Genomic DNA, 20,687 nt, shown 5'->3' on the forward strand with positions numbered 1-20,687 from the left:
GTCAGCCGAAACACGACGAGGGCCACCCGGATCCCAAGATCCCGGTGGCCCTCCGTCAGAGGACGATCAGTGAACGTCGCCCATGAGCTCACGTACCTTCTTCCGGTACATCCACACGGCCACACCGGCCAGCACCGCCAGCGCCGCCTGCAACGCCACGATCCCCGTCTTGTTCAGGTCGACACCCGCGATGGACAGCAGACCGGTCGTCGCGTCACCCGCGGTGACCGCGAGGAACCACACGCCCATCATCTGGGACGCGTACTTCGCCGGCGCCATCTTGGTCGTCACGGACAGACCCACCGGAGAGAGCATCAGCTCACCCACGGTCTGCACGAAGTAGATCCCGACCAGCCACATCGCCGCGGCCTTGTGACCGCCGTCGGCGATCGACAGCGGCGCGAGGAACAGGAAGAACGACGCACCGATCAGCACCAGACCGCCGGCGAACTTCACGGCGGTGCTCGGCTCCTTGCCGCGTCGCGCCATCGCCAGCCACGCCCAGGCGAAGACCGGCGCGAACGCCATGATCATGACCGGGTTGACGGACTGGTACCAGGAGACCGGGAAGTTCCAGCCGAAGATCGTGTTCTTGGCGGACGCGTCGGCGAACAGCGAGACGGTCGAGCCGCCCTGGTCGTAGATCATCCAGAAGACGGCGGCGGCCACGAAGAACCAGATGTACGCGCTCATCTTGGACTGCTCGGCGCGGTCCAGGTCCTTGTCGCGCTTGATGCGGGCGATGACGACGACCGGGATCAGCAGACCGGCGATCGTGATCGGGACCAGCAGCCAGTTCAGCGTGTAGACGCCGGAGACACCCACGACGACGTAGAAGACGGCGGCGACGGCGGCCCAGAACGCGGCCTTCGTCAGCGTCGACTTCTTCTCCGCGGCGGACAGCGGGGTCGGCACGATGTCCGAGCGCGAGCTCAGGTGGCGGGTGCCGAGCAGGAACTGGGCGAGACCCAGCGCCATGCCGACCGCGGCCAGGGCGAAGCCCAGGTGCCAGTTGTAGTTCTCGCCGACCGTGCCGATGACCAGCGGCGCGGCGAACGCGCCCACGTTGATGCCGATGTAGAAGAGCGTGAAGCCACCGTCACGGCGCGGGTCGTCCGGGCCCTCGTACAGGTGGCCGACCATCGTGGAGATGTTGGCCTTCAGCAGGCCGGAACCTATGGCGACCAGGCCGAGGCCGGCGAAGAAGGTGCCGGAACTGGGCAGCGCCAGCGTCAGGTGGCCGATCATGATGATCGTGCCCGCGACGGCGACCGTCTTGCGGGGGCCGAGGACACGGTCGGCGAACCAGCCGCCCGGCAGGGCGAGCAGGTACACGAGCGACAGGTACACGGAGTAGATCGCCGTCGCCGTGGCCGCACTCATGTGCAGGCCGCCGGGAGCGACCAGGTACAGCGGGAGCAGGGCCTTCATGCCGTAGTAGGAGAACCGCTCCCACATCTCGGTCATGAAGAGAGTGGCCAGTCCGCGGGGGTGGCCGAAGAAGGTCTTCTCGGAACCGGGGGTGCCCGGTCGGACCGAGTCCTTCGTCAGGCTGGACGCCATGGTCGTTCCTTGCTGGTCGGAGCGCGCGGTGGGGCTGTGCGCGCCCGTGGGGGGAGCGGCCGGCACCGGCGGGTCGTACCGTCCACCCCACGCCCAGGGGGAGTCCGCCCCGGATCACGGAGCGGCGGACGGCGACCACCGGGATCCACGCCCCGTGACGCTGTGTCGCATCCGGAGCCCGGCCAGAGGTCATTCCTTTCGAGGCTGGCAGGCCAGCCCGCACACAAAAGAGACCTTCAGCGTCAAGATGCCCACCAAAGGTCACCGGGTGTACTACAGGCGTTCACGTCACTTTACGTCAGGACACTGCCGGATATGGAAGGACTTGAGACGCGGATCACAGGTGTCGAGGGAACCTCGCACCCGGTTTCGAAGGTCCCTCCTACGATCGCACCTTTCGCCCACAGGTTCGTACCACTGTGCCCCAAGGTAAGAATCCCTGGCGCCGATCACACTCCAGTACTGCGCGTAATCGGACTACCATCACCCCATGACCCGTGTACTGCTCGCCGAGGACGACGCGTCCATCTCGGAGCCGCTGGCCCGCGCACTGCGCCGGGAAGGTTACGAGGTGGAGGTGCGCGAGGACGGACCCGCCGCGCTCGACGCCGGAATGCAGGGCGGCGTCGACCTGGTCGTGCTGGACCTCGGGCTGCCCGGCATGGACGGCCTGGAGGTGGCGCGCCGGCTGCGTGCCGAGGGCCACGCCGTGCCGATCCTCATCCTGACCGCGCGGGCCGACGAGGTGGACACCGTCGTCGGCCTGGACGCGGGCGCCGACGACTACGTCACCAAGCCGTTCCGGCTCGCCGAACTGCTCGCCCGGGTCCGGGCGCTGCTCCGGCGCGGCGCCGCGGAGCCCGCGCAGCCGCCGGCCACGCACGGGGTGCGGATCGACGTCGAGTCGCACCGGGCGTGGATGGGCGACGAGGAACTCCAGCTCACCGCGAAGGAGTTCGACCTGCTGCGGGTGCTGGTGCGGGACGCGGGGCGAGTCGTCACACGGGACCAGCTGATGCGGGAGGTCTGGGACACCACGTGGTGGTCGTCGACCAAGACGCTCGACATGCACATCTCGTGGCTGCGCAAGAAGCTCGGCGACGATGCGGCGAACCCCCGGTACATCGCTACCGTGCGTGGTGTCGGGTTCCGTTTCGAAAAGAGCTAGGTCGGCTACGCGCGTCGCGCCGTGGGTGGCTGGTGTGATGTGCGCGACCGGCCGTCGCCGTGGGCTGGTCGCGCAGTTCCCCGCGCCCCTGAAGGGGCGCTGAAGTCGCCGTTCCTCGGAGAGTGCTGTGCGTCGTCGTCTGATCCAGTCCACCCTCGCCGTCGTGCTCGTCGTCATCGCCGTGTTCGGTGTCTCTCTGGTCATCGTCGAGTCGCGGACCATCAGCAACAGCGCGCAGGAACGCGTCGACTCCGAGGCGCTGCGCCTCGCCAGCATCGTCGACAGCCGGATCCTCGGGGACGAGGACGTCACCGCCGAGATACTGCGCAGCCAGGTCGGCAAGGAGCAGTACGCCGTCATCCGGATCCCGGGCAAGCCGCCGATCGAGCTGGGTGTGAAGCCCGAGGGCGACGTCATCCACTACACGGCCGACGGTGAGGAAGGCGAGACCGTCACCGTCCAGGAGCCGCGGTCGACGGTGACCCGGGAGGTCGGCCGGACGCTGCTGATCATCGGGGCCGTCGCGCTGCTCGCCGTGATCGCCGCCGTGCTGCTCGCGATCCGCCAGGCCAACCGGCTGGCGTCCCCGCTCACCGACCTCGCGGAGACCGCGGAGCGGCTCGGGTCCGGTGATCCGCGCCCGCGGCACAAGCGGTACGGCGTACCCGAGCTGGACCGGGTCGCCGACGTGCTGGACTCCTCCGCCGAGCGGATCGGGCGGATGCTCACCGCCGAGCGGCGGCTCGCCGCCGACGCCTCCCACCAGCTGCGCACGCCGCTGACCGCGCTGTCCATGCGTCTTGAGGAGATCACCCTCACCGACGACCCGGACATCGTGAAGGAGGAGGCGAACGTGGCGCTCACGCAGGTGGAGCGGCTCACCGACGTCGTGGAGCGGCTGCTGACGAACTCCCGGGACCCGCGCACCGGCTCCGCCGTCTCCTTCGACCTGGACGAGGTCATCCAGCAGCAGCTCGCCGAGTGGCGGCCCGCCTACCGCAGCGTGGGCCGGGCGATCGTCAGCTCCGGCAAGCGCCACCTGCGCGCGGTCGGCACGCCGGGCGCGGTGGCACAGGTGCTGGCCGCGCTGATCGAGAACTCGCTGATGCACGGCGGCGGCACCGTGGCCCTGCGGACCAGGGTGACCGGCAACCAGGCGGTGGTCGAGGTGACCGACGAGGGCTCCGGCGTCCCCGCCGACCTGGGCAACCGCATCTTCGAGCGGACCATCAGCGGCCGCAACTCCACCGGGATCGGGCTGGCCGTCGCACGCGACCTCGCGGAGGCCGACGGCGGCCGCCTGGAACTGCTCCAGGCCCAGCCGCCGGTGTTCGGCCTGTTCCTGTCCCGCACCCCGCCGCAGCACAAGCTGGACGACGACCTGCCGATGGTCCGCTAGGACCTGCCCGGGACGGCCTACCGGACCCGCTGCGCGGGCTGCTCGGTGTCCGCGGCCCGCTCCAGCATGGCCTCCGCGTCGGCGACCGCCTCACGCGCCGGCAGCGTCTTGAACACCCACGTGCGGTACGACCAGAAACGGAACAGCGTCGCCACGCCGATGCCGACGAACTTGAAGACGTTGCTCTGCAGCGGGCTGTCCCAGCCGAAGCCGTAGGTGGCCAGGTACAGCAGACCGTTCTCGATCACCAGGCCGACGGCGCTGAACAGCAGGAACAGGGTGAGTTCCTTGGTGCGGCCGCTCTTCTCGCGGTCCCGGTACGTCCAGTAGCGGAAGCCGAGGTAGTTGAAGGCGATCGCGACCACCGTCGCTATGACACTCGCCCGCACCACCGGCAGGTCGGTGATGTGCCGGACCAGGTTGAAGACGCCGAGATTGACGAGAATGCCGGCCCCGCCGACCGCGCCGAATTTGGCGACTTCGCGTACGAGCCGTTGCAGCCCCGAGGAACCACGTTCCATGGTTGTGCGGGCTCCCGTCCGTAGGTATTGCGACCCAGCCACTCTAACGACCCAGTATCTCCGATGGCTGTGGATGGCGACACAGGTCGGGAAAGGCTTGGGAAGAGCTCCGGAAAGGCGCGGGAAAAGCGGGGCAAGAGACGCCGAAGCGGCGGGTAAGAGCCCAGGTCGCGGCGGCGGAAACCGGCCACCCCGGCGCGGCCGATACCCTAGGGGCGTGACGTTCCCGGTAGTCGGCATGGTCGGCGGGGGTCAGCTCGCGCGTATGACGCACGAGGCGGGCATCCCGCTGGGCATCAGGTTCAAGCTCCTCAGTGACACCCCCCAGGATTCCGCGGCCCAGGTGGTGAGCGATGTCGTCGTCGGCGACTACCGCGACCTGGAGACGCTGCGCGCGTTCGCGCGCGGCTGCGACGTGATCACCTTCGACCACGAGCACGTGCCCACCGAGCACCTGCGGGCCCTGGAGGCGGACGGCATCCCCGTGCGCCCCGGCCCGGACGCGCTGGTGCACGCCCAGGACAAGGGTGTGATGCGCGCGAGGCTCACGGAGATCGGCGTGCCGTGCCCGCGGCACCGGATCGTGACCGACCAGGAGGACGTGGTCCGGTTCGCGGCCGAGGGCGACGGCTTCCCCGTCGTCCTGAAGACCGTGCGCGGCGGCTACGACGGCAAGGGCGTGTGGGTCGTCGAGACCGCCGAGGAGGCCACCGACCCCTTCCGGGCCGGCGTGCCCGTCCTCGCCGAGGAGAAGGTCGACTACGTCCGCGAGCTCGCCGCCAACGTCGTGCGTTCCCCGCACGGCCAGGCCGTCGCCTACCCGGTGGTCGAGTCGCAGCAGGTCAACGGCGTCTGCGACACCGTGATCGCACCCGCCCCCGACCTGGACGAGTCCCTGGCGCTGCAGGCCGAGGAGATGGCCCTGCGGATCGCCAAGGAGCTGGGCGTGGTCGGCCACCTGGCCGTCGAGCTGTTCCAGACCCGCGACGGCCGCATCCTCGTCAACGAACTGGCGATGCGCCCGCACAACTCCGGTCACTGGAGCCAGGACGGCGCGATCACCAGCCAGTTCGCCAACCACGTGCGGGCCGTCCTCGACCTGCCGCTCGGCGACCCGCGCCCGCGCGCCAGGTGGACGGTCATGGTCAACGTCCTGGGCGGCGACTACCCGGACATGTACTCCGCGTACCTGCACTGCATGGCCCGGGACCCCAAACTGAAGATCCACATGTACGGCAAGGACGTGAAGCCCGGCCGCAAGGTCGGTCACGTCAACACCTACGGCGACGACCTGGACGACGTTCTCGACCGCGCACGTCACGCTGCCGGCTACCTGAGAGGCACGATCACAGAATGAGCCCCCTTGTTGGCATCGTCATGGGTTCGGACTCCGACTGGCCCGTCATGGAGGCCGCCGCCAAGGCCCTCGACGAGTTCGAGATCGCGTACGAGGTGGACGTCGTCTCCGCGCACCGCATGCCGCGCGAGATGGTGACGTACGGCGAGCACGCCGCCGAGCGCGGTCTGAAGGTGATCATCGCGGGTGCGGGCGGCGCCGCCCACCTGCCCGGCATGCTCGCCTCCGTCACCCCGCTCCCGGTCATCGGCGTGCCGGTCCCGCTGAAGTACCTCGACGGCATGGACAGCCTCCTGTCCATCGTGCAGATGCCGGCCGGCGTCCCGGTCGCCACCGTCTCCGTCGCCGGTGCCCGCAACGCGGGCCTGCTGGCCGCCCGGATCCTCGCCGCCCACGACGAGGATCTGCTGCAGAAGATGCGCGACTTCCAGCAGGACCTGAACGACCAGGCCACCGAGAAGGGCAAGCGGCTGCGGGCCAAGGTCGAGGGGCCGAGCGGCTTCGGCTTCGGCAAGTAGGACTCCGGGAAGTAACACGCAATGACGTCCCTCGATGAAGCCCGGTCCCTGCTGCGCGAGTTCCCGGTCGTCGACGGCCACAACGACCTGCCGTACGCACTGCGCGAGCAGGTCCGCTACGACCTCGACGCCCTCGACATCGCCGCCCACCAGAACGCCCACCTGCACACCGACATCCCGCGGCTGCGGGAGGGCGGGGTCGGTGCCCAGTACTGGTCGGTGTACGTCCGCTCGGACCTGCCGGGCGCGGTCCCGGCGACCCTCGAACAGATCGACTGCGTACGGCAGCTGATCGCCCGTTACCCGGCCGACCTGCGGGCCGCGCTGACCGCCGCCGACATGGAGGCCGCGCGCGCCGAGGGCCGTATCGCCTCCCTGATGGGCGCGGAGGGCGGCCACTCCATCGACAACTCGCTGGGCACCCTGCGCGGTCTGTACGAGCTGGGCGTGCGCTACATGACGCTCACCCACAACGACAACAACGACTGGGCGGACTCGGCGACCGACAAGCCGAACGTCGGCGGCCTGTCGGCCTTCGGCCGCGAGGTCGTGCGGGAGATGAACCGGCTGGGCATGCTGGTCGACCTCTCCCACGTGGCGGCCACGACCATGCGGGCCGCCCTCGACACCACCACCGCCCCGGTGATCTTCTCCCACTCCTCCGCACGGGCCGTCTGCGACCACCCCCGCAACATCCCGGACGACGTCCTCGAACGCCTGCCCGGCAACGGCGGCATGGCGATGGTGACGTTCGTACCGAAGTTCGTGCTCCAGGCGGCGGTCGACTGGACGGCGGCGGCCGACGACAACATGCGCGCCCACGGCTTCCACCACCTCGACACCACCGAGGACGCGATGAAGGTCCACCGGGCCTTCGAGGAGACCACCCCGCGTCCGGTCGCCACCACCGCCACGGTCGCCGACCACCTCGACCACATGCGCGAGGTCGCCGGCATCGACCACCTCGGCATCGGCGGCGACTACGACGGCACCGCCTTCACCCCCGACGGCCTGAACGACGTCTCCGGCTACCCCAACCTCGTCGCCGAGCTGCTGGACCGCGGCTGGTCCAGGTCCGACCTGGCCAAGCTGACCTGGCAGAACGCGGTCCGGGTGCTGGGCGCGGCGGAGGACGTGGCGCGGGACCTCCAGGAGACACGGGGACCGTCCCACGCGACCATCTCCGACCTGGACGGCTGAGGCCGTCCGGCAGGGCCGGGCGTTCGGGGCGTACCCCCGAACGCCCCGTCCACCAGGAACCCTCCCGGCCGGGCGTGCGACGGTGAGCTACAGCCCCTTCACGACGTAGCTCAGGACGACGTACGGAGCCCTTCATGGCCGACCTCCAGCACGACATCCACACCACGACCGAGGTCGGCAGGGAGGACTACCTCCCGGACGACCCGTTCCCGCTGCAATCCGGCGCCGCCCTCCTGGAGCGGGCCCACGCGCTGCTGGAGGCGCATCCGGTCGCGGACGGCTACTGCGGGCTGCCCCGGGCGCTCGGGGCGCTGCCCTGGTACGACCTGGAGCTGGGCGAGACGGCCGTGGCCACGGACGTGCCCCGGCTGCGCGAGGGGCACGTGGGTGCGCTGTTCTGGTCGCTGGACCTGCCGGCGCGGGAGTGGGGCGACCGGGCCGTGGGGGCCACCCTGGAGCAGCTGGACCTGGTGCGCCGGGTGGTCGAGATGCATCCGGAGGGGCTCCGGCTGGTGCGGACCGCCGGGCAGGTCATCGACGCCCGCAACTGCGGCCGGGTCGCCGTCGTCCTCGGCCCCGCCTCCGCCGCCGCCGTCGGCGACTCCCTCGGCATCCTGCGGGTCCTGCAGTCCCTGGGCCTGCGGGTGCTCTCCCTGGCCGGTGCCGTCTGGGCGGGCGAGGCGGGGCTGACCCGGTTCGGCGAGGAGGTGGTCCGGGAGATGAACCGGCTCGGGGTGCTCGCCGACCTCTCCGGTGCCCCGGAGGCCGCCCTCGCCCGGGTGCTGGCGCTCTCCAAGACACCGGTCCTGTGCACCCGCTCCGCCGCCGCGGCCGTACGCCCGCACCCCGCCAACCTCTCCGACGAGCTGCTCGGGCAGCTGGGGGAGCACAAGGGCGTGTGCATGGTGCCGCTGAGCGCCGAGCAGACCGGGCCGACCGTCCCGGACGTCGCCGACCACCTCGACCACGTCCGGGTGGTCGCGGGCCCCGAGTGCGTCGCCCTGTCCGGCACCTTCGACTCCGGCGCCGCCCACCCCCGCGACCTCGACGACACCTCCCGCTACCCCCACCTGATCGCCGAACTGCTCCGCCGCGGCTGGTCGGAGACCGAACTGTCCCTGCTGACCTGGGGCAACGTCCAGCGGGCCCTGCGCAGCGCCGACTTCACCGCCCGCGCGACCCAGCGCCGCAGGGACCCGAGCCCGCCCCGCCCGGCCGACACCGAGACCTGATCAGCCGATCCGGCCGACCGGTCGGGTCAGCGGGTCGGGTCACCCGGTCGGGTCACCCGGTCGGGTCAGCCAGCCGGGTCATCCGATCCGGTCACCCGGTCCGTTCAGCCGGTCCGTTCAGTCGATCCGGCACAGACAGAACGGATGGCCGGCCGGGTCGGCGAACACCCGGAAGTCCTCCGCCACGGGGTCCTCCTCGCGCCGCAGCAGCCGCGCCCCGAGCTCCAGCACCTTCTTCTCCGCCGCGTCGACGTCCTCCCACGTCGGCCCCGCGTCGAAGTCGAGGTGGAACTGCTGCGAGTTGTGGTCGGCCTGCGGCCACTCCGGCGGGACGTACCCCTCCGCCTGCTGGAATCCCAGCCGCAGCCCGTCCGGCAGCTGCAGCACGACCCAGTCGTCCTCCTCGGCCACCAGCGTGCCCCCGACGACGGCCGCATAGAAGGCGGCCAGCGCGTGCGGGTCGGGACAGTCGAGCACCACGTTGCGCAGACGGGCGATTGATGCCATGGATCCTCCTCGGTCAGCAGGCACGCTCGGTCAGCAGGCACAGAGGCAGAACGGGTGCCCGGCCGGGTCGGCGTACACCCGGAAGGTACGTTCCCGGTCCGCCGCGTCCAGCGGCTTCGCGCCCAGCTCCAGCACCCCCTTCTCGGCCACGTCCAGGTCGTCCACCACCAGGTCCAGGTGGAACTGCTGCGAGCCGTCGGGCGCGGGCCACCGCGGCGCCACGAATCCGGGCGCCCGCTGGAACGCCAGCGCCTGCCCGCCGGGCACCGCCAGGTCCACCCAGTCCCCGTCCTCCTCGACAGTGCCGCCCAGCACCCCGGCGTAGAAACCGGCCAGCGCGGACGGGTCGGGACAGTCCAGGACGACGACACCGAGCTTGGCGAGAGCCATGACTTCCTCCTTGAAGCGGGAGTTGCCTCAAGGACTTCCTAACCAAGTTCAGCACGTCCAATCCGAAGGGCCTCGTTCTGTGGGGAGTCGGCTCCCGGTGACACCGGAACGGACCGGCCGCGCTGACCCGGCGGCGTGTTGGCTTCGATGGCCCGGCGGCGCGTGTGGTTATATCCAATTCACCGCCAACCCCTCCGATGCGTGTCGTGGCAGGGAAATAGATCACGGCCATCCGGGCGGATTGGTAATTCGATGCCGGAGATGGCGGACATTTATTCCACAGCGAGGGGACCATGACAGACGGGAACGGAAACGAGCATGCGGACGGCCCGCGAGGAGCCTTGAACAGGCGACGCCTTCTCCAGGGGACGGCGGGCACTTTCGGTGCCGCTCTGGCATCTGCCGGTATCTACAAGATGATCGACGCGATCGCGGAACCGCCGGACCGCCAGGCCGCTTCTGACGCTCCGCCGGTCCAGGAGCAGTACATCCTGCAGAACGAGCAGGTGGTCATGGTCGACGACTCGGCCGTGCAGAGCAGCAAGGGAACGATCGCGGTCCGGGTTCCGGCACTGCACGATCACGTCGTCACCGCGAAGCTGAACGTTCCGGCGAATTCCAAGGCCTTGCAGGAGGCGCAGCACCACCTCGAATCCGTCCTCGTGGCTCTGGAACGCGAATTTCCGTCCACCCCCACGGGCGTGGGCGTCACATTGGCCTGGGGACTTCCCTATTTCCACCACTACATCCCGACCCTGGGCAAGGGGTCGGACTTCTTCAAGGCGGGAACGCGCTACCCGGCCTATCTGCCGGTCGACCTGATGACCTCCAAGACGGAGGGGCGTACCGTCTACGCGCTGCAGGACGCCAGGACGTTCCCCAGCGACCAGCCTCCGTCCGGTTTCGGGCCGGTCCGCCTGGAACAGAATGACGTGGCCGTACTGCTCCGCAGTGACACGCTCGCCAATATCACGGCGGCCGCCGACGCCGTCTTCGGATCCGGAAGCAATCAGGCGGGCAGCCTGTTCAAGGTGACCAGCATCCGCCAGGGCTTCTCCGGGGGCGGGTTCTACGGGCAACAGGGCCTGCCGAGCAAGCTGGCGCTGGCGGCGAACATCCCCGGCGCCCAGTCGATTCCCCGGCAGTCGCAGGGCTTCCTCGGCTTCGCCACCACCCTGGTGTCGAACATGGGACCCGACAACATCGCGAATTTCGAGACCCTGCCCGGTTTCACCGACCAATGGCCCGATGGCTACTTCAAACAAGGCACGACCATGCATCTCTCGCACCTGTTCCAGGACCTGGAGACCTGGTACGAGAAGAGCTATCCCCAGTACGCGGACCGCGTCCAGGCGATGCTCCAGCCGGGCCTGAAGCCCGCCCCCGCGCCGGGTACGTTCGCCCTGCAACCGCCAGGGCCGACCGAGGCCCAGGTGGCGGAAGGGGTCAAGCGCTACCACTCCTTCGGCCATACCGGGAGCATGTCGCAGGTGGACAGCACCACCAAGCAGGAAACCACCAACTACGGGAAGTCATATCCCTCCGGGACCACGATCCCGGTGCGCGGCGACTTCGATACGCTGGACAATCCGTTCCACTACACGTCCGATCCCGCGGGAGACCACTACAGCACGAAGCCGGCGGCCGGGCTGCACTTCATTCAGTTCCAGCCGACGATCGGAATCTTCAATATCGTCCGGCTCGCCATGGACGGCCACTATCCCGACCGGACGCTCCCCGTCTCACCGCGCAGTACCCACGCCGGCATCAACTCGGTCCTGAACACGACCCACCGGCAGAACTACCTGGTTCCACCGCGTCGCCATCGCGCCTTCCCGCTGGCCGAGTTCCTCGCCCCCTAGGGGTGCGTGTATTCGACCGTCGCCCGTTCCGCGAAGGCGTCCAGTTCCGGCAGGTTCACCACGACGGGATCGACGCCGGAGCGCACGACGACCCAGACCGTCTCCGCGTCCGCGGAGGCGTTGATCTCCTGATGGCTGACGTGCCCGGGGATGAACACGAAGTCCCCGGGGCGCGCCTCGGCCACGTTCTCCAGCTTGTCGCCCCACCGGAAGCGGGACGTGCCGCTGATGATGTAGAGAATCGTCTCCTGGCCGCCGTGATGGTGGGGTCCGGTGGCTGCGCCGGGTTTCACGGTGCTGCGGAATGCCGACAGGTGCAGCGCGCCGGGGTTCCGGCTGTCGAAGGCGGCCTCGCGGACGAGGCCGGGAGTCTGGGGCGTATCACCGTCGAGCTGGTCCCCGTGCACGACCCTGACCTGGGCACCGGAATGCGTTTCGGTCACGAGTCCTCGCCTCCAATATCTACCGTTATCTGCCGACTTTGGAGATCCAGCGATCCTTACGCGATATACCCTATTTTGTACATCAGAATAACAGTGGATATTAAAAGCGGCGAATGCGCCGGTTTGACTGGATCAGGGATCTTGAGATGGTTCGCCAGGGCTCGGGCCTTCCCCGGCCCGCCCCCGCGCCGACCCGGACGCGCCGGTACCGGGCCAAGGGCCGGTAAGCCACAGCCGGTTCACCGGAAAAGCGTGTGCCGGGTGGTGCAGAATGCAACAAGACACCGGTTCGGCCGACTGAGCCTCGGCCGAACCGGTGTCGTCCGGTTCCATCGATCGCCCTGGGCATGAGCGCCCCGTAAGGGGCGCTGGGGGTACCCCCCGGCCGAAGGCTGGGGGAGGAACTGCGCGATCACCCCCCACCCACCCGCAGTCCTACGCGGTGGGTCGCCCCATGGCGCGATAAGTCCACCCGGCCCGCCGCCAGTGCTCCGGCTCCAGTGCGTTCCGCCCGTCGAGGATGACCTTCTCCGCGGCCACCCCTCCCAGCACCGCCGGATCCAGCTCCCGGAACTCCCGCCACTCCGTCAGGTGCAGCACGACATGCGCCCCCCGCACGGCCTCCAGCGCAGTCTCCGCGTAGCCGAGCGTCGGGAACAGCTTCCGCGCGTTGGCCATGCCCTTCGGGTCGTACACCGTCACCTGGCCGCCCTGCAGATGGATCTGCCCGGCCACGTTCAGCGCGGGCGAGTCCCGGACGTCGTCCGAGTCCGGCTTGAACGTCGCGCCGAGCACCGCGACCCGCTTCCCGAGGAAGGACCCGCCGCCGAGGGCGTCCCGGGCCATCTCGACCATCTGGCCGCGGCGCCGCATGTTGATGGAGTCGATCTCGCGCAGGAAGGTCAGCGCCTGGTCCGCGCCCAGCTCACCCGCACGGGCCATGAAGGCGCGGATGTCCTTCGGCAGGCAGCCGCCGCCGAACCCGATCCCGGCCCGCAGGAACTTCTTCCCGATCCGGTCGTCGTACCCGATCGCCTCCGCCAGCCTGGCGACATCGCCGCCCGCGGCCTCGCACACCTCCGCCATCGCGTTGATGAAGGAGATCTTCGTGGCCAGGAAGGAGTTCGCGGAGGTCTTCACCAGCTCGGCCGTCGGGAAGTCGGTCACCACGAACGGCGTACCCTCGCCGACCGGCGTCGCGTACACCTCGCGCAGCAGCTTCTCGGCGCGTTCGCTGTGCACGCCGACCACGATCCGGTCCGGGTGCAGGGTGTCCTGGACGGCGAAGCCCTCGCGCAGGAACTCCGGGTTCCAGGCCAGCTCGGCATCTGCCCCGGCCGGCGCGTTCTCGGCGAGGTAGGCGGCCAGCCGCTCCGCCGAGCCGACCGGCACGGTCGACTTGCCGACGACGAGCGCGGGCCCGGTCAGATGCGGGGCCAGCGACGCGATCGCGGAGTCGACGTACGACATGTCGCAGGCGTACTCACCGTGCTTCTGCGGGGTGTTCACACAGACGAAGTGGACGTCACCGAAGGCGCCCGCCTCGGCCCAGTCGGTGGTGAAGCGCAGCCGCCCGGAGGAGCCCTCGAAGCCCGCCACGTGCCGGCGCAGCAGCTCGTCGAGCCCCGGCTCGTACATCGGGGTCTCGCCGCGCTCCAGCATCGCGATCTTCTCGGGTACGACGTCGAGCCCGAGCACCTCGAAGCCGAGCTCCGCCATGGCCGCGGCATGCGTGGCGCCGAGATAGCCGGTGCCGATCACAGTGATCTTGAGGCTCATGGAATGCTCCAGCTCGGGGACATTGGTGCTGCTGCGGGGCCGAGCATAACCGGGCCCCCTTGCGGGCAACTTTCCCGCTGTCGCGTACCTCACGTCACCGTTCCGTGGGCCGCGTTCTAAACTTTGAGTTACTTAACAGTAATTAGCGTCGGCACCATCTCGTCTGGAGTGAGAGACCTTGGCCGGATCGGCTGACTTCGACCTGTACCGCACGTCCGAGGAGCACGACATGCTCCGGGACGTCGTCCGCGCGCTGGTCGAGGCGAAGATCGCCCCGTACGCCGCCGCGGTCGACGAGGAGGCCCGCTTCCCGCAGGAGGCGCTCGACGCCCTGGTCGCGGGCGACCTCCAGGCCGTGCACGTCCCCGAGGAGTACGGCGGGGCCGGTGCCGACGCGCTCGCCACGGTCATCGTGATCGAGGAGGTCGCCCGCGCCTGCGTCTCCTCCTCCCTCATCCCGGCCGTGAACAAGCTGGGCTCGCTCCCGGTGATCCTCTCCGGCTCCGAGGACCTGAAGAAGAAGTACCTGACCCCGCTCGCCAAGGGCGACGCGATGTTCTCGTACTGCCTCTCCGAGCCGGAGGCGGGCTCCGACGCGGCCGGCATGAAGACGAAGGCGGTCCGCGACGGCGACCATTACGTCCTCAACGGCGTGAAGCGCTGGATCACCAACGCGGGCGTCTCCGAGTACTACACGGTGATGGCCGTGACCGACCCCGAGAAGCGCTCGAAGGGCATCTCCGCCTTCGTGGTCGAGAAGTCCGACGAGGGCGTCTCCTTCGGTGCCCCGGAGAAGAAGCTCGGCATCAAGGGCTCGCCGACCCGCGAGGTCTACTTCGACAACGTCCGCATCCCCGCCGACCGCATGATCGGCGCCGAGGGCACCGGCTTCGCCACCGCGATGAAGACCCTCGACCACACCCGCATCACCATCGCCGCCCAGGCTCTCGGCGTCGCCCAGGGCGCCCTCGACTACGCCAAGGGCTACGTCCAGGAGCGCAAGCAGTTCGGCAAGCCGATCGGCGACTTCCAGGGCATCCAGTTCATGCTCGCCGACATGGCCATGAAGATCGCCGCCGCCCGCGCCCTCACCTACCAGGCCGCGGCCGCCTCCGAGCGCGGCGACGCCGACCTCACCTTCCAGGGCGCGGCGGCCAAGTGCTTCGCCTCCGACGTCGCCATGGAGGTCACCACGGACGCCGTCCAGCTCCTCGGCGGCTACGGCTACACCCGCGACTACCCGGTCGAGCGCATGATGCGCGACGCGAAGATCACCCAGATCTACGAGGGCACGAATCAGGTCCAGCGGATCGTGATGGCCCGCAACCTGCCGTAACCGCCGCGGCATTCGGCGAGAAGGCGCCCTTCGGGGCGCCTTTTCCGTCCGTGTCCTCGAATGGCACTACCGGACGGTCGGGCTTAGGACGGGAACCACACGGGGACCGTCCCGGACCCCGCCCCCCACCCTGGAGGAGCCATGACCCAGACCGGACCCATGACGGCCATGTCCAAGCAGATGCAGGACTGCGTCAACATGTGCATGACCACGCACACGATGTGCGAGGAGACCCTGAGCTCCTGCATGTCCATGGAGGGCGGCCAGGCCCACATGCGCATCATGCGCGCGCTCATGGACTGCTCCGAGGCGACCCGGATGTGCGCCGACATGATGATGCGGCGTTCGCCGCTCTCGCCCGAGATGTGTGCGATGTGTGCCAAAGCGTGTGACATGTGTGCCGAGGCGTGTATGTCCATGCCCGAGGACCCGCAGATGAAGCGCTGCGCGGAGGCGTGTCGCCGCTGCGCCGAGATGTGCCGCTCGATGGCGACCATGCCCATGTGACGCTCGTCGCGACGTGCGACGTCGCGGCCGAGTACGGCGATGGGGAAGGGCGCCGGGCCCTTCCCCATGTGGTGCCGGTCGCCGCCGCCACGGCCTAGTTGCCGCTGACGGTGACCTTCTCGTCGTTCTTCAGTTCGTCCACCAGGGTCTTGACCTTGGCCTTGTCCCAGACCAGGTTGCCGCCGGTGGAGCCGGAGACCGGCATGTTCATCGAGGTGCCGTCGCCGCCGTTGACGTCCTTCATCGCGAAGAACATCGACGCCAGGTCCCACAGGCTCATGTCCTTGTCGACGGTGAGGGAGTCCAGGCCCGCGCCGAGGGTGGGGTAGAGCTTGAAGGGGTTCAGGATCGTCGACGGGGTGGCCACCTGGTGGGCCAGGGCGGCCAGGAACTTCTGCTGGTTCTTGGTGCGCTGCAGGTCGGACGCGGCGAAGGCGTGCCGGGTGCGGACGAAGGCCAGGGCCTCCTCGCCGTTCAGGGTCTGCTTGCCCGCCTTGAAGTTCGCGCCCGAGTAACTGTCCTTGAAGGCCTTGTCGATGGTGATGGTGACACCGCCGACCGCGTCCACGATGTCCGCGAAGCCGGCGAAGCCGATCTCCACGTAGTGGTCGATGTGCAGGCCGGTGTTGTACTCGACCGTGCGGACGAGGAGGGTCGGGCCGTCCTCGGCGTAGGCCGCGTTCAGCTTCGTCTGGCGGCCGGTGTTCGGGTAGACCTTGCCGGACGTGGACCCCTTGTAGGAGGGGATCACCACGTTGGAGTCGCGCGGGAGTGAGACCAGGGTGTCGCCGTTGTCGCCGACGTGCAGGATCATCATCGAGTCCGTGCGCTGGCCCTCGGCCGACCCGGTGTGCAGCTTCTTCTTCTCCTCGGACGACATGCCCTTGCGGCTGTCGGAGCCGACGATCAGGTAGTTGGTGCCCTTGCCCGCCGCGGGCCGGTCGATCACCTTGGACAGGTCGACGTCCCGGTGCAGCTTGGAGTCGGCCCAGAAGTAGGTCGCGACGGATGTGACGACCAGCACGCTCACCACGACGATCGCGGTCCACTTGATCCGCTTGCGCCAGTTGGGAGCCGGCCGCGGCTCGCGCTCACGCGTGCCGGAGGGACCGTCGCCCCCCGGACCACCGCCGTAGACCTGGCCGGTGTTGTAGCCGCTGTCGTAGCCGTCGTACCCGCCACCGCCGTCGTACCCGCCGTTGTTGTACGACGGCTGCTGCGGGACCCCCGCGTAGCCGCCGCCCTGCTGCGGGGCGCCGTACGGCGGCGCCGACGGCTCTCCGCGCCGCACCTGGCGCATCACGCGGGCGCCCTCAGGCTGCGCGCCCGCACTACCGCGGCCGTACTGGTTGCCGCGGTTGCCGTCCGACCATCCCTCGGGCCATTCGTTCATGGGCCCCAGTGTGCAGGCAGCCACTGTGCCTCTTACAAGGGTCGTAGGAAAATCAGGGCACCGCTGTTGCGAACCCGACACAAATTCCGCGATTGTCGCCTCGGCATAAGGTGGGGGCCATGACAGACCAGGCCCCCGAGGCGGAATCCGATATACCCGGCAAGCCGACGTCCGCGTCCCGGACCACGCTGAGCCACATCATGACCCACAGCGACACCAACCTCCTCGGGACGGTGCACGGCGGTGTGATCATGAAGCTCGTGGACGACGCGGCGGGCGCGGTCGCCGGCCGCCACTCGGGCGGTCCCGCCGTCACCGCGTCCATGGACGAGATGGCGTTCCTGGAGCCGGTCCGCGTCGGCGACCTCGTCCACGTCAAGGCCCAGGTCAACTGGACCGGCCGGACGTCGATGGAGGTGGGGGTCCGGGTCCTCGCCGAGCGCTGGAACGAGTCGACCCCCGCCACCCAGGTCGGCTCGGCCTACCTCGTCTTCGCGGCGGTCGACGCGGACGGCAAGCCGCGGCGGGTGCCGCCGGTCCTGCCGGAGACGGACCGGGACCGCCGGCGCTACCAGGAGGCCCAGATCCGCAGGACCCACCGGCTGGCGCGGCGCCGGGAGATCCGTGAGCTGCGCGAGCGCAGGGTGGCGCAGGGGTACGTGGACTAGGTGCGTCGTCGACCGCGGCGCCGTCGTGGCCGGTCGCGCAGTCCCTCCCCCGGCCTTCGGCCGGGGGTACCCCCAGCGCCCGTGAGGGGCGCACCGCAGCGCCCCTTCCTTCACGGGCCACCGGCCCGCGGCCGGAACACGACCCTCAGCAGACCTTCTCGTCGCCCTTGATGACGGCGGCCTCTCCCTGCGGCGCCGGCTCGTCCACCCGCACCTTCCGCACGGCACCCTTGAAGTCCGCCCCCACCGTCACCCGCAGCACCGGCCCGAGACCCGGCACGGCCCGCAGCTCGCTGCCCGGGAGGGCCGCCGCGAGGGAGCGGGCCGAGCGGTCCCAGCGCGGGTCGAAGGAGACCACCGTCCGCTTCACGTCACGGTGCGCGGCCGTCACCGGCCGGTGGTTCGTCGCGAAGCCGGTCGCCGCGAGCGCCGCGTCCATCCGCCGCGCCACCCCGGCCGTGGCCGTGCCGTTCTCCACCTGGACCCGGATCGTGGCCGGTGCCACCTCCACCGTCGCCGGCGGCGGCCCCTGCGGCTTGGGTGCGGCCGCGGGCGCGTGTGCCGGCGCGGGCGGTGCGAGCGGCTGGTCGTCGCGCAGCGACCGGAACAGCCGGTCGGACCCGGCCGGGTCCCACTTCAGCGTCGAGCCGATGCCCTTCACGGGGTACGCCAGCTGCCCGATGGGGACGGTCGTGAACTCGGACGAGGACGGGGAGAAGTTGCGCATCGCCCGCCCGAGGTCCAGCAGTTCGTCCGTGCCGAAGCCCGTGTCGGCCCGCACCGACCCCAGCACCGCCCGCGTCACGTCCCGGAACCGGATCGGGTTGAGCAGCACCCCGCTCGACGTCGCCCGCTCGATCAGCGACGCCAGGAACCGCTGCTGCCGCTTCATCCGGCCCAGGTCGCTCGCCGCGTCGAGGTGCCGGGCGCGGACGTACTGCAGGGCCTGGCCGCCGCCCAGGGTGTGCGTGCCGGGGGACAGGTTCAGGCCGGTGTAGGAGTCCTTCAACGGCAGGGCGGTGCAGACCTGGACCCCGCCGAGCACGTCGACGGTCCGCATGAACGTGATGAAGTCGACCTCCAGGTAGTGGTCGATCTTCAGGTGGGTCATGTCCTCGACCGTGCGGACGGTCAGCTGCGGGCCGCCCTCCGCGTAGGCCGCGTTCAGCTTGATGGGGTGGGCCGGGAAGGTGCGGTGCGTCGTCTCGTCCACACGGGCCGGGACCTCGGCGTACGAGTCGCGCGGCAGGCTGACCACGGTGGCCCGCTCCCGGTCCGCCGAGATGTGCACGATCATGATCGTGTCGGTGCAGTGGCAGGGCGCCCCGCCCAGCCGGTACTTCCGCCGCTCCCGCTCGGTGATCTTGTCGCGGCCGTCGGTGCCGACCAGCAGGACGTTCATGCCGTGGCCGGCGGCGGGCCGGTTCTTCATGTCCTTGAAGGGGTCGACCCGGGCGATGTCCGCGTCCAGGCCGGCCATCACCGAGTGTCCGATCCCGGCCGACGCCAGCACCACCACCGAGAGTGTGGTGACCGCCCGCATGGCCCAGCGCGGCCGCCGGGGCCTTGCGGGTCGTACCGGCGGCCGCGGGGCCTGACGGGTGGGCTGCGGTCGGCGCTGCGGCGGGGCGGGCCGGGCGGGGGACCGGGGCGGGCTGGCGGACAAAGGACACCTCCGGACGAGGCCGTACGTGGGATCCGTGAGCACGGTAGGCCGATACGACCTTCAGCCCGCGGCAGCGCCGATGCGGCGCGCACCGGTGTCCCCCGTTCGCGGTAACGTGAGCCCCCTATGAACGCCAAGCCCGACGAGCGGCACCCCGCAGTCTCTGTGATCATGCCCGTCCTCGACGAGGAGCGGCATCTGCGCGGGGCCGTCCAAGCGATCCTCGCGCAGGAGTACGCCGGCGAGCTGGAGGTCGTCATCGCCCTCGGTCCGTCCACGGACCGCACGGACGAGATCGCCGCCGCGCTCGTGGCCGAGGACCCCCGCGTGCACACCGTCCCGAACCCGACCGGGCGCACCCCGGCCGCGCTGAACGCCGCGATCAAGGCCTCCCGGCACCCGATCGTGGTCCGCGTCGACGGCCACGGCATGCTCTCGCCGGACTACATCTCCACCGCGGTGCGGCTCCTGGCGGAGACCGGCGCGATGAACGTCGGCGGCATCATGCACGCCGAGGGCGAGAACGACTGGGAGCACGCGGTCGCGGCGGCCATGACCTCGAAGATCGGCGTCGGGAACGCGGCCTTCCACACGGGTGGGGAGGCCGGTCCCGCCGAGACGGTCTACCTCGGTGTCTTCCGGCGCGAGGCGCTGGAGCAACAGGGCGGCTACAACGAGGAGTTCATCCGCGCCCAGGACTGGGAGCTGAACTTCCGGATCCGTGAGGCCGGCGGGCTGATCTGGTTCTCGCCGGAGCTGAGGGTGTCGTACCGGCCGCGGCCCAGCGTGAAGGCGCTCGCCAAGCAGTACAAGGACTACGGCCGTTGGCGGCACGTGGTCGCCCGCTACCACGAGGGCTCCATCAACCTGCGCTACCTCGCCCCGCCGACGGCGCTGTGCGCGATAGTCGCGGGGGTCGTCGTCGGGGCGCTGGTCACCCCGTTCGGCTTCGTGGTCCCGGGCGGCTATCTCGCGGCGATCGTCGCCGGGTCCCTCCCGGCCGGCAAGGGGCTGCCGCTGAAGGCCCGGCTGCAGATCCCCGTCGCCCTCGCCACCATGCACATGTCGTGGGGGTACGGCTTCCTGACCAGCCCCAGGTCGCTGGCGAAGCGGGTCATCGCGTCCCGCCGGCCCGCGGTGCTCAGCCCCTCCGCCACGAGCTGAGCACCGACACCCCG

Annotated in this window: 19 protein-coding genes; 11 read left to right on the forward strand and 8 right to left on the reverse strand. The window is 69.9% G+C overall.

Annotated elements, in window-relative coordinates; translation table 11 throughout:
• Positions 1-66 precede the first annotated feature (66 nt).
• Complete coding sequence (locus ACIQVL_RS34610; protein WP_403437323.1) at positions 67-1,563, reverse strand: oligopeptide:H+ symporter; 1,497 nt, start codon at positions 1,561-1,563, stop codon at positions 67-69.
• A gap of 490 nt (positions 1,564-2,053) precedes the next feature.
• Here ACIQVL_RS34610 and ACIQVL_RS34615 point away from each other — a divergent pair, with 490 nt between their 5' ends.
• Both ACIQVL_RS34615 and ACIQVL_RS34620 read left to right on the forward strand, forming a co-directional pair.
• Entirely contained in the window at positions 2,054-2,731 is a 678-nt protein-coding gene (locus tag ACIQVL_RS34615; protein WP_089102314.1) for a response regulator transcription factor, read from the forward strand.
• Positions 2,732-2,858: 127 nt separating this feature from the next.
• Entirely contained in the window at positions 2,859-4,130 is a 1,272-nt protein-coding gene (locus ACIQVL_RS34620) for an ATP-binding protein (RefSeq protein ID WP_403437324.1), read from the forward strand.
• 17 nt (positions 4,131-4,147) lie between these two features.
• Here ACIQVL_RS34620 and ACIQVL_RS34625 read toward each other — a convergent pair whose 3' ends face one another.
• On the reverse strand, positions 4,148-4,651 hold the full coding sequence (locus tag ACIQVL_RS34625) for a GtrA family protein (protein WP_403437325.1): 504 nt from the start codon (positions 4,649-4,651) through the stop codon (positions 4,148-4,150).
• Positions 4,652-4,868: 217 nt separating this feature from the next.
• Here ACIQVL_RS34625 and ACIQVL_RS34630 point away from each other — a divergent pair, with 217 nt between their 5' ends.
• The 4 genes from ACIQVL_RS34630 to ACIQVL_RS34645 all read left to right on the forward strand — a co-directional run bounded on the left by ACIQVL_RS34630 (position 4,869) and on the right by ACIQVL_RS34645 (position 8,958).
• Positions 4,869-6,008, forward strand: a complete 1,140-nt coding sequence (locus tag ACIQVL_RS34630; RefSeq protein WP_403437326.1) for a 5-(carboxyamino)imidazole ribonucleotide synthase — start codon at positions 4,869-4,871, stop codon at positions 6,006-6,008.
• On the forward strand, positions 6,005-6,526 hold the full coding sequence (gene purE / locus ACIQVL_RS34635; RefSeq protein ID WP_403437327.1) for a 5-(carboxyamino)imidazole ribonucleotide mutase: 522 nt from the start codon (positions 6,005-6,007) through the stop codon (positions 6,524-6,526). Before ACIQVL_RS34630 ends, purE begins: the two co-directional genes overlap by 4 nt.
• 21 nt (positions 6,527-6,547) lie before the next feature.
• A complete protein-coding gene (locus ACIQVL_RS34640; protein WP_403437328.1) occupies positions 6,548-7,726 on the forward strand; it encodes a dipeptidase in 1,179 nt (392 codons plus the stop codon).
• 134 nt (positions 7,727-7,860) lie between these two features.
• Complete coding sequence (locus ACIQVL_RS34645) at positions 7,861-8,958, forward strand: dipeptidase (RefSeq protein WP_403477310.1); 1,098 nt, start codon at positions 7,861-7,863, stop codon at positions 8,956-8,958.
• 117 nt (positions 8,959-9,075) lie between these two features.
• On the opposite strand, the gene ACIQVL_RS34650 is transcribed toward ACIQVL_RS34645, so the two are convergent.
• Both ACIQVL_RS34650 and ACIQVL_RS34655 read right to left on the reverse strand, forming a co-directional pair.
• Complete coding sequence (locus tag ACIQVL_RS34650; RefSeq protein ID WP_403437330.1) at positions 9,076-9,465, reverse strand: VOC family protein; 390 nt, start codon at positions 9,463-9,465, stop codon at positions 9,076-9,078.
• Positions 9,466-9,495: 30 nt separating this feature from the next.
• Complete coding sequence (locus ACIQVL_RS34655) at positions 9,496-9,855, reverse strand: VOC family protein (RefSeq protein ID WP_403477311.1); 360 nt, start codon at positions 9,853-9,855, stop codon at positions 9,496-9,498.
• Positions 9,856-10,271: 416 nt separating this feature from the next.
• Between ACIQVL_RS34655 and ACIQVL_RS34660 the strand changes: the two genes are divergently transcribed.
• Positions 10,272-11,717 carry a hypothetical protein gene (locus ACIQVL_RS34660; protein ID WP_403437332.1) on the forward strand — a complete coding sequence of 482 codons (1,446 nt, stop codon included), beginning with the start codon at positions 10,272-10,274 and terminating at the stop codon, positions 11,715-11,717.
• Here ACIQVL_RS34660 and ACIQVL_RS34665 read toward each other — a convergent pair.
• Both ACIQVL_RS34665 and ACIQVL_RS34670 read right to left on the reverse strand, forming a co-directional pair.
• Entirely contained in the window at positions 11,714-12,160 is a 447-nt protein-coding gene (locus tag ACIQVL_RS34665; RefSeq protein WP_403437333.1) for a cupin domain-containing protein, read from the reverse strand. The two genes, ACIQVL_RS34660 and ACIQVL_RS34665, sit on opposite strands and share 4 nt — an antisense overlap.
• A 435-nt stretch (positions 12,161-12,595) precedes the next feature.
• On the reverse strand, positions 12,596-13,939 hold the full coding sequence (locus ACIQVL_RS34670) for a UDP-glucose dehydrogenase family protein (RefSeq protein WP_403477312.1): 1,344 nt from the start codon (positions 13,937-13,939) through the stop codon (positions 12,596-12,598).
• Positions 13,940-14,117: 178 nt separating this feature from the next.
• Between ACIQVL_RS34670 and ACIQVL_RS34675 the strand changes: the two genes are divergently transcribed.
• Both ACIQVL_RS34675 and ACIQVL_RS34680 read left to right on the forward strand, forming a co-directional pair.
• Positions 14,118-15,275, forward strand: a complete 1,158-nt coding sequence (locus ACIQVL_RS34675; protein ID WP_403477313.1) for an acyl-CoA dehydrogenase — start codon at positions 14,118-14,120, stop codon at positions 15,273-15,275.
• A 141-nt stretch (positions 15,276-15,416) separates the two neighbouring features.
• On the forward strand, positions 15,417-15,782 hold the full coding sequence (locus ACIQVL_RS34680) for a four-helix bundle copper-binding protein (protein WP_403437337.1): 366 nt from the start codon (positions 15,417-15,419) through the stop codon (positions 15,780-15,782).
• Between the two features lie 94 nt (positions 15,783-15,876).
• Here the strand turns inward: ACIQVL_RS34680 and ACIQVL_RS34685 are convergent, their stop codons facing one another.
• Positions 15,877-17,175 (reverse strand): LCP family protein, encoded by a 1,299-nt coding sequence (locus ACIQVL_RS34685; RefSeq protein WP_403477314.1) that lies wholly within the window; start codon positions 17,173-17,175, stop codon positions 15,877-15,879.
• A gap of 119 nt (positions 17,176-17,294) precedes the next feature.
• On the opposite strand from ACIQVL_RS34685, the gene ACIQVL_RS34690 reads away from it, so the two are divergent.
• Positions 17,295-17,843: an acyl-CoA thioesterase gene (locus ACIQVL_RS34690; RefSeq protein WP_403437339.1), complete on the forward strand. Its 549-nt coding sequence runs from the start codon at positions 17,295-17,297 to the stop codon at positions 17,841-17,843.
• A gap of 145 nt (positions 17,844-17,988) precedes the next feature.
• Here the strand turns inward: ACIQVL_RS34690 and ACIQVL_RS34695 are convergent, their stop codons facing one another.
• Positions 17,989-19,386, reverse strand: coding sequence for an LCP family protein (locus tag ACIQVL_RS34695; RefSeq protein ID WP_403437341.1), 1,398 nt, complete (start codon positions 19,384-19,386; stop codon positions 17,989-17,991).
• Positions 19,387-19,635: 249 nt separating this feature from the next.
• Between ACIQVL_RS34695 and ACIQVL_RS34700 the strand changes: the two genes are divergently transcribed.
• Entirely contained in the window at positions 19,636-20,673 is a 1,038-nt protein-coding gene (locus ACIQVL_RS34700; RefSeq protein ID WP_403477315.1) for a glycosyltransferase family 2 protein, read from the forward strand.
• Positions 20,674-20,687: the final 14 nt, after the last annotated feature.

Source organism: Streptomyces sp. NPDC090499, from assembly GCF_044769305.1.
Lineage (GTDB): Bacteria > Actinomycetota > Actinomycetes > Streptomycetales > Streptomycetaceae > Streptomyces.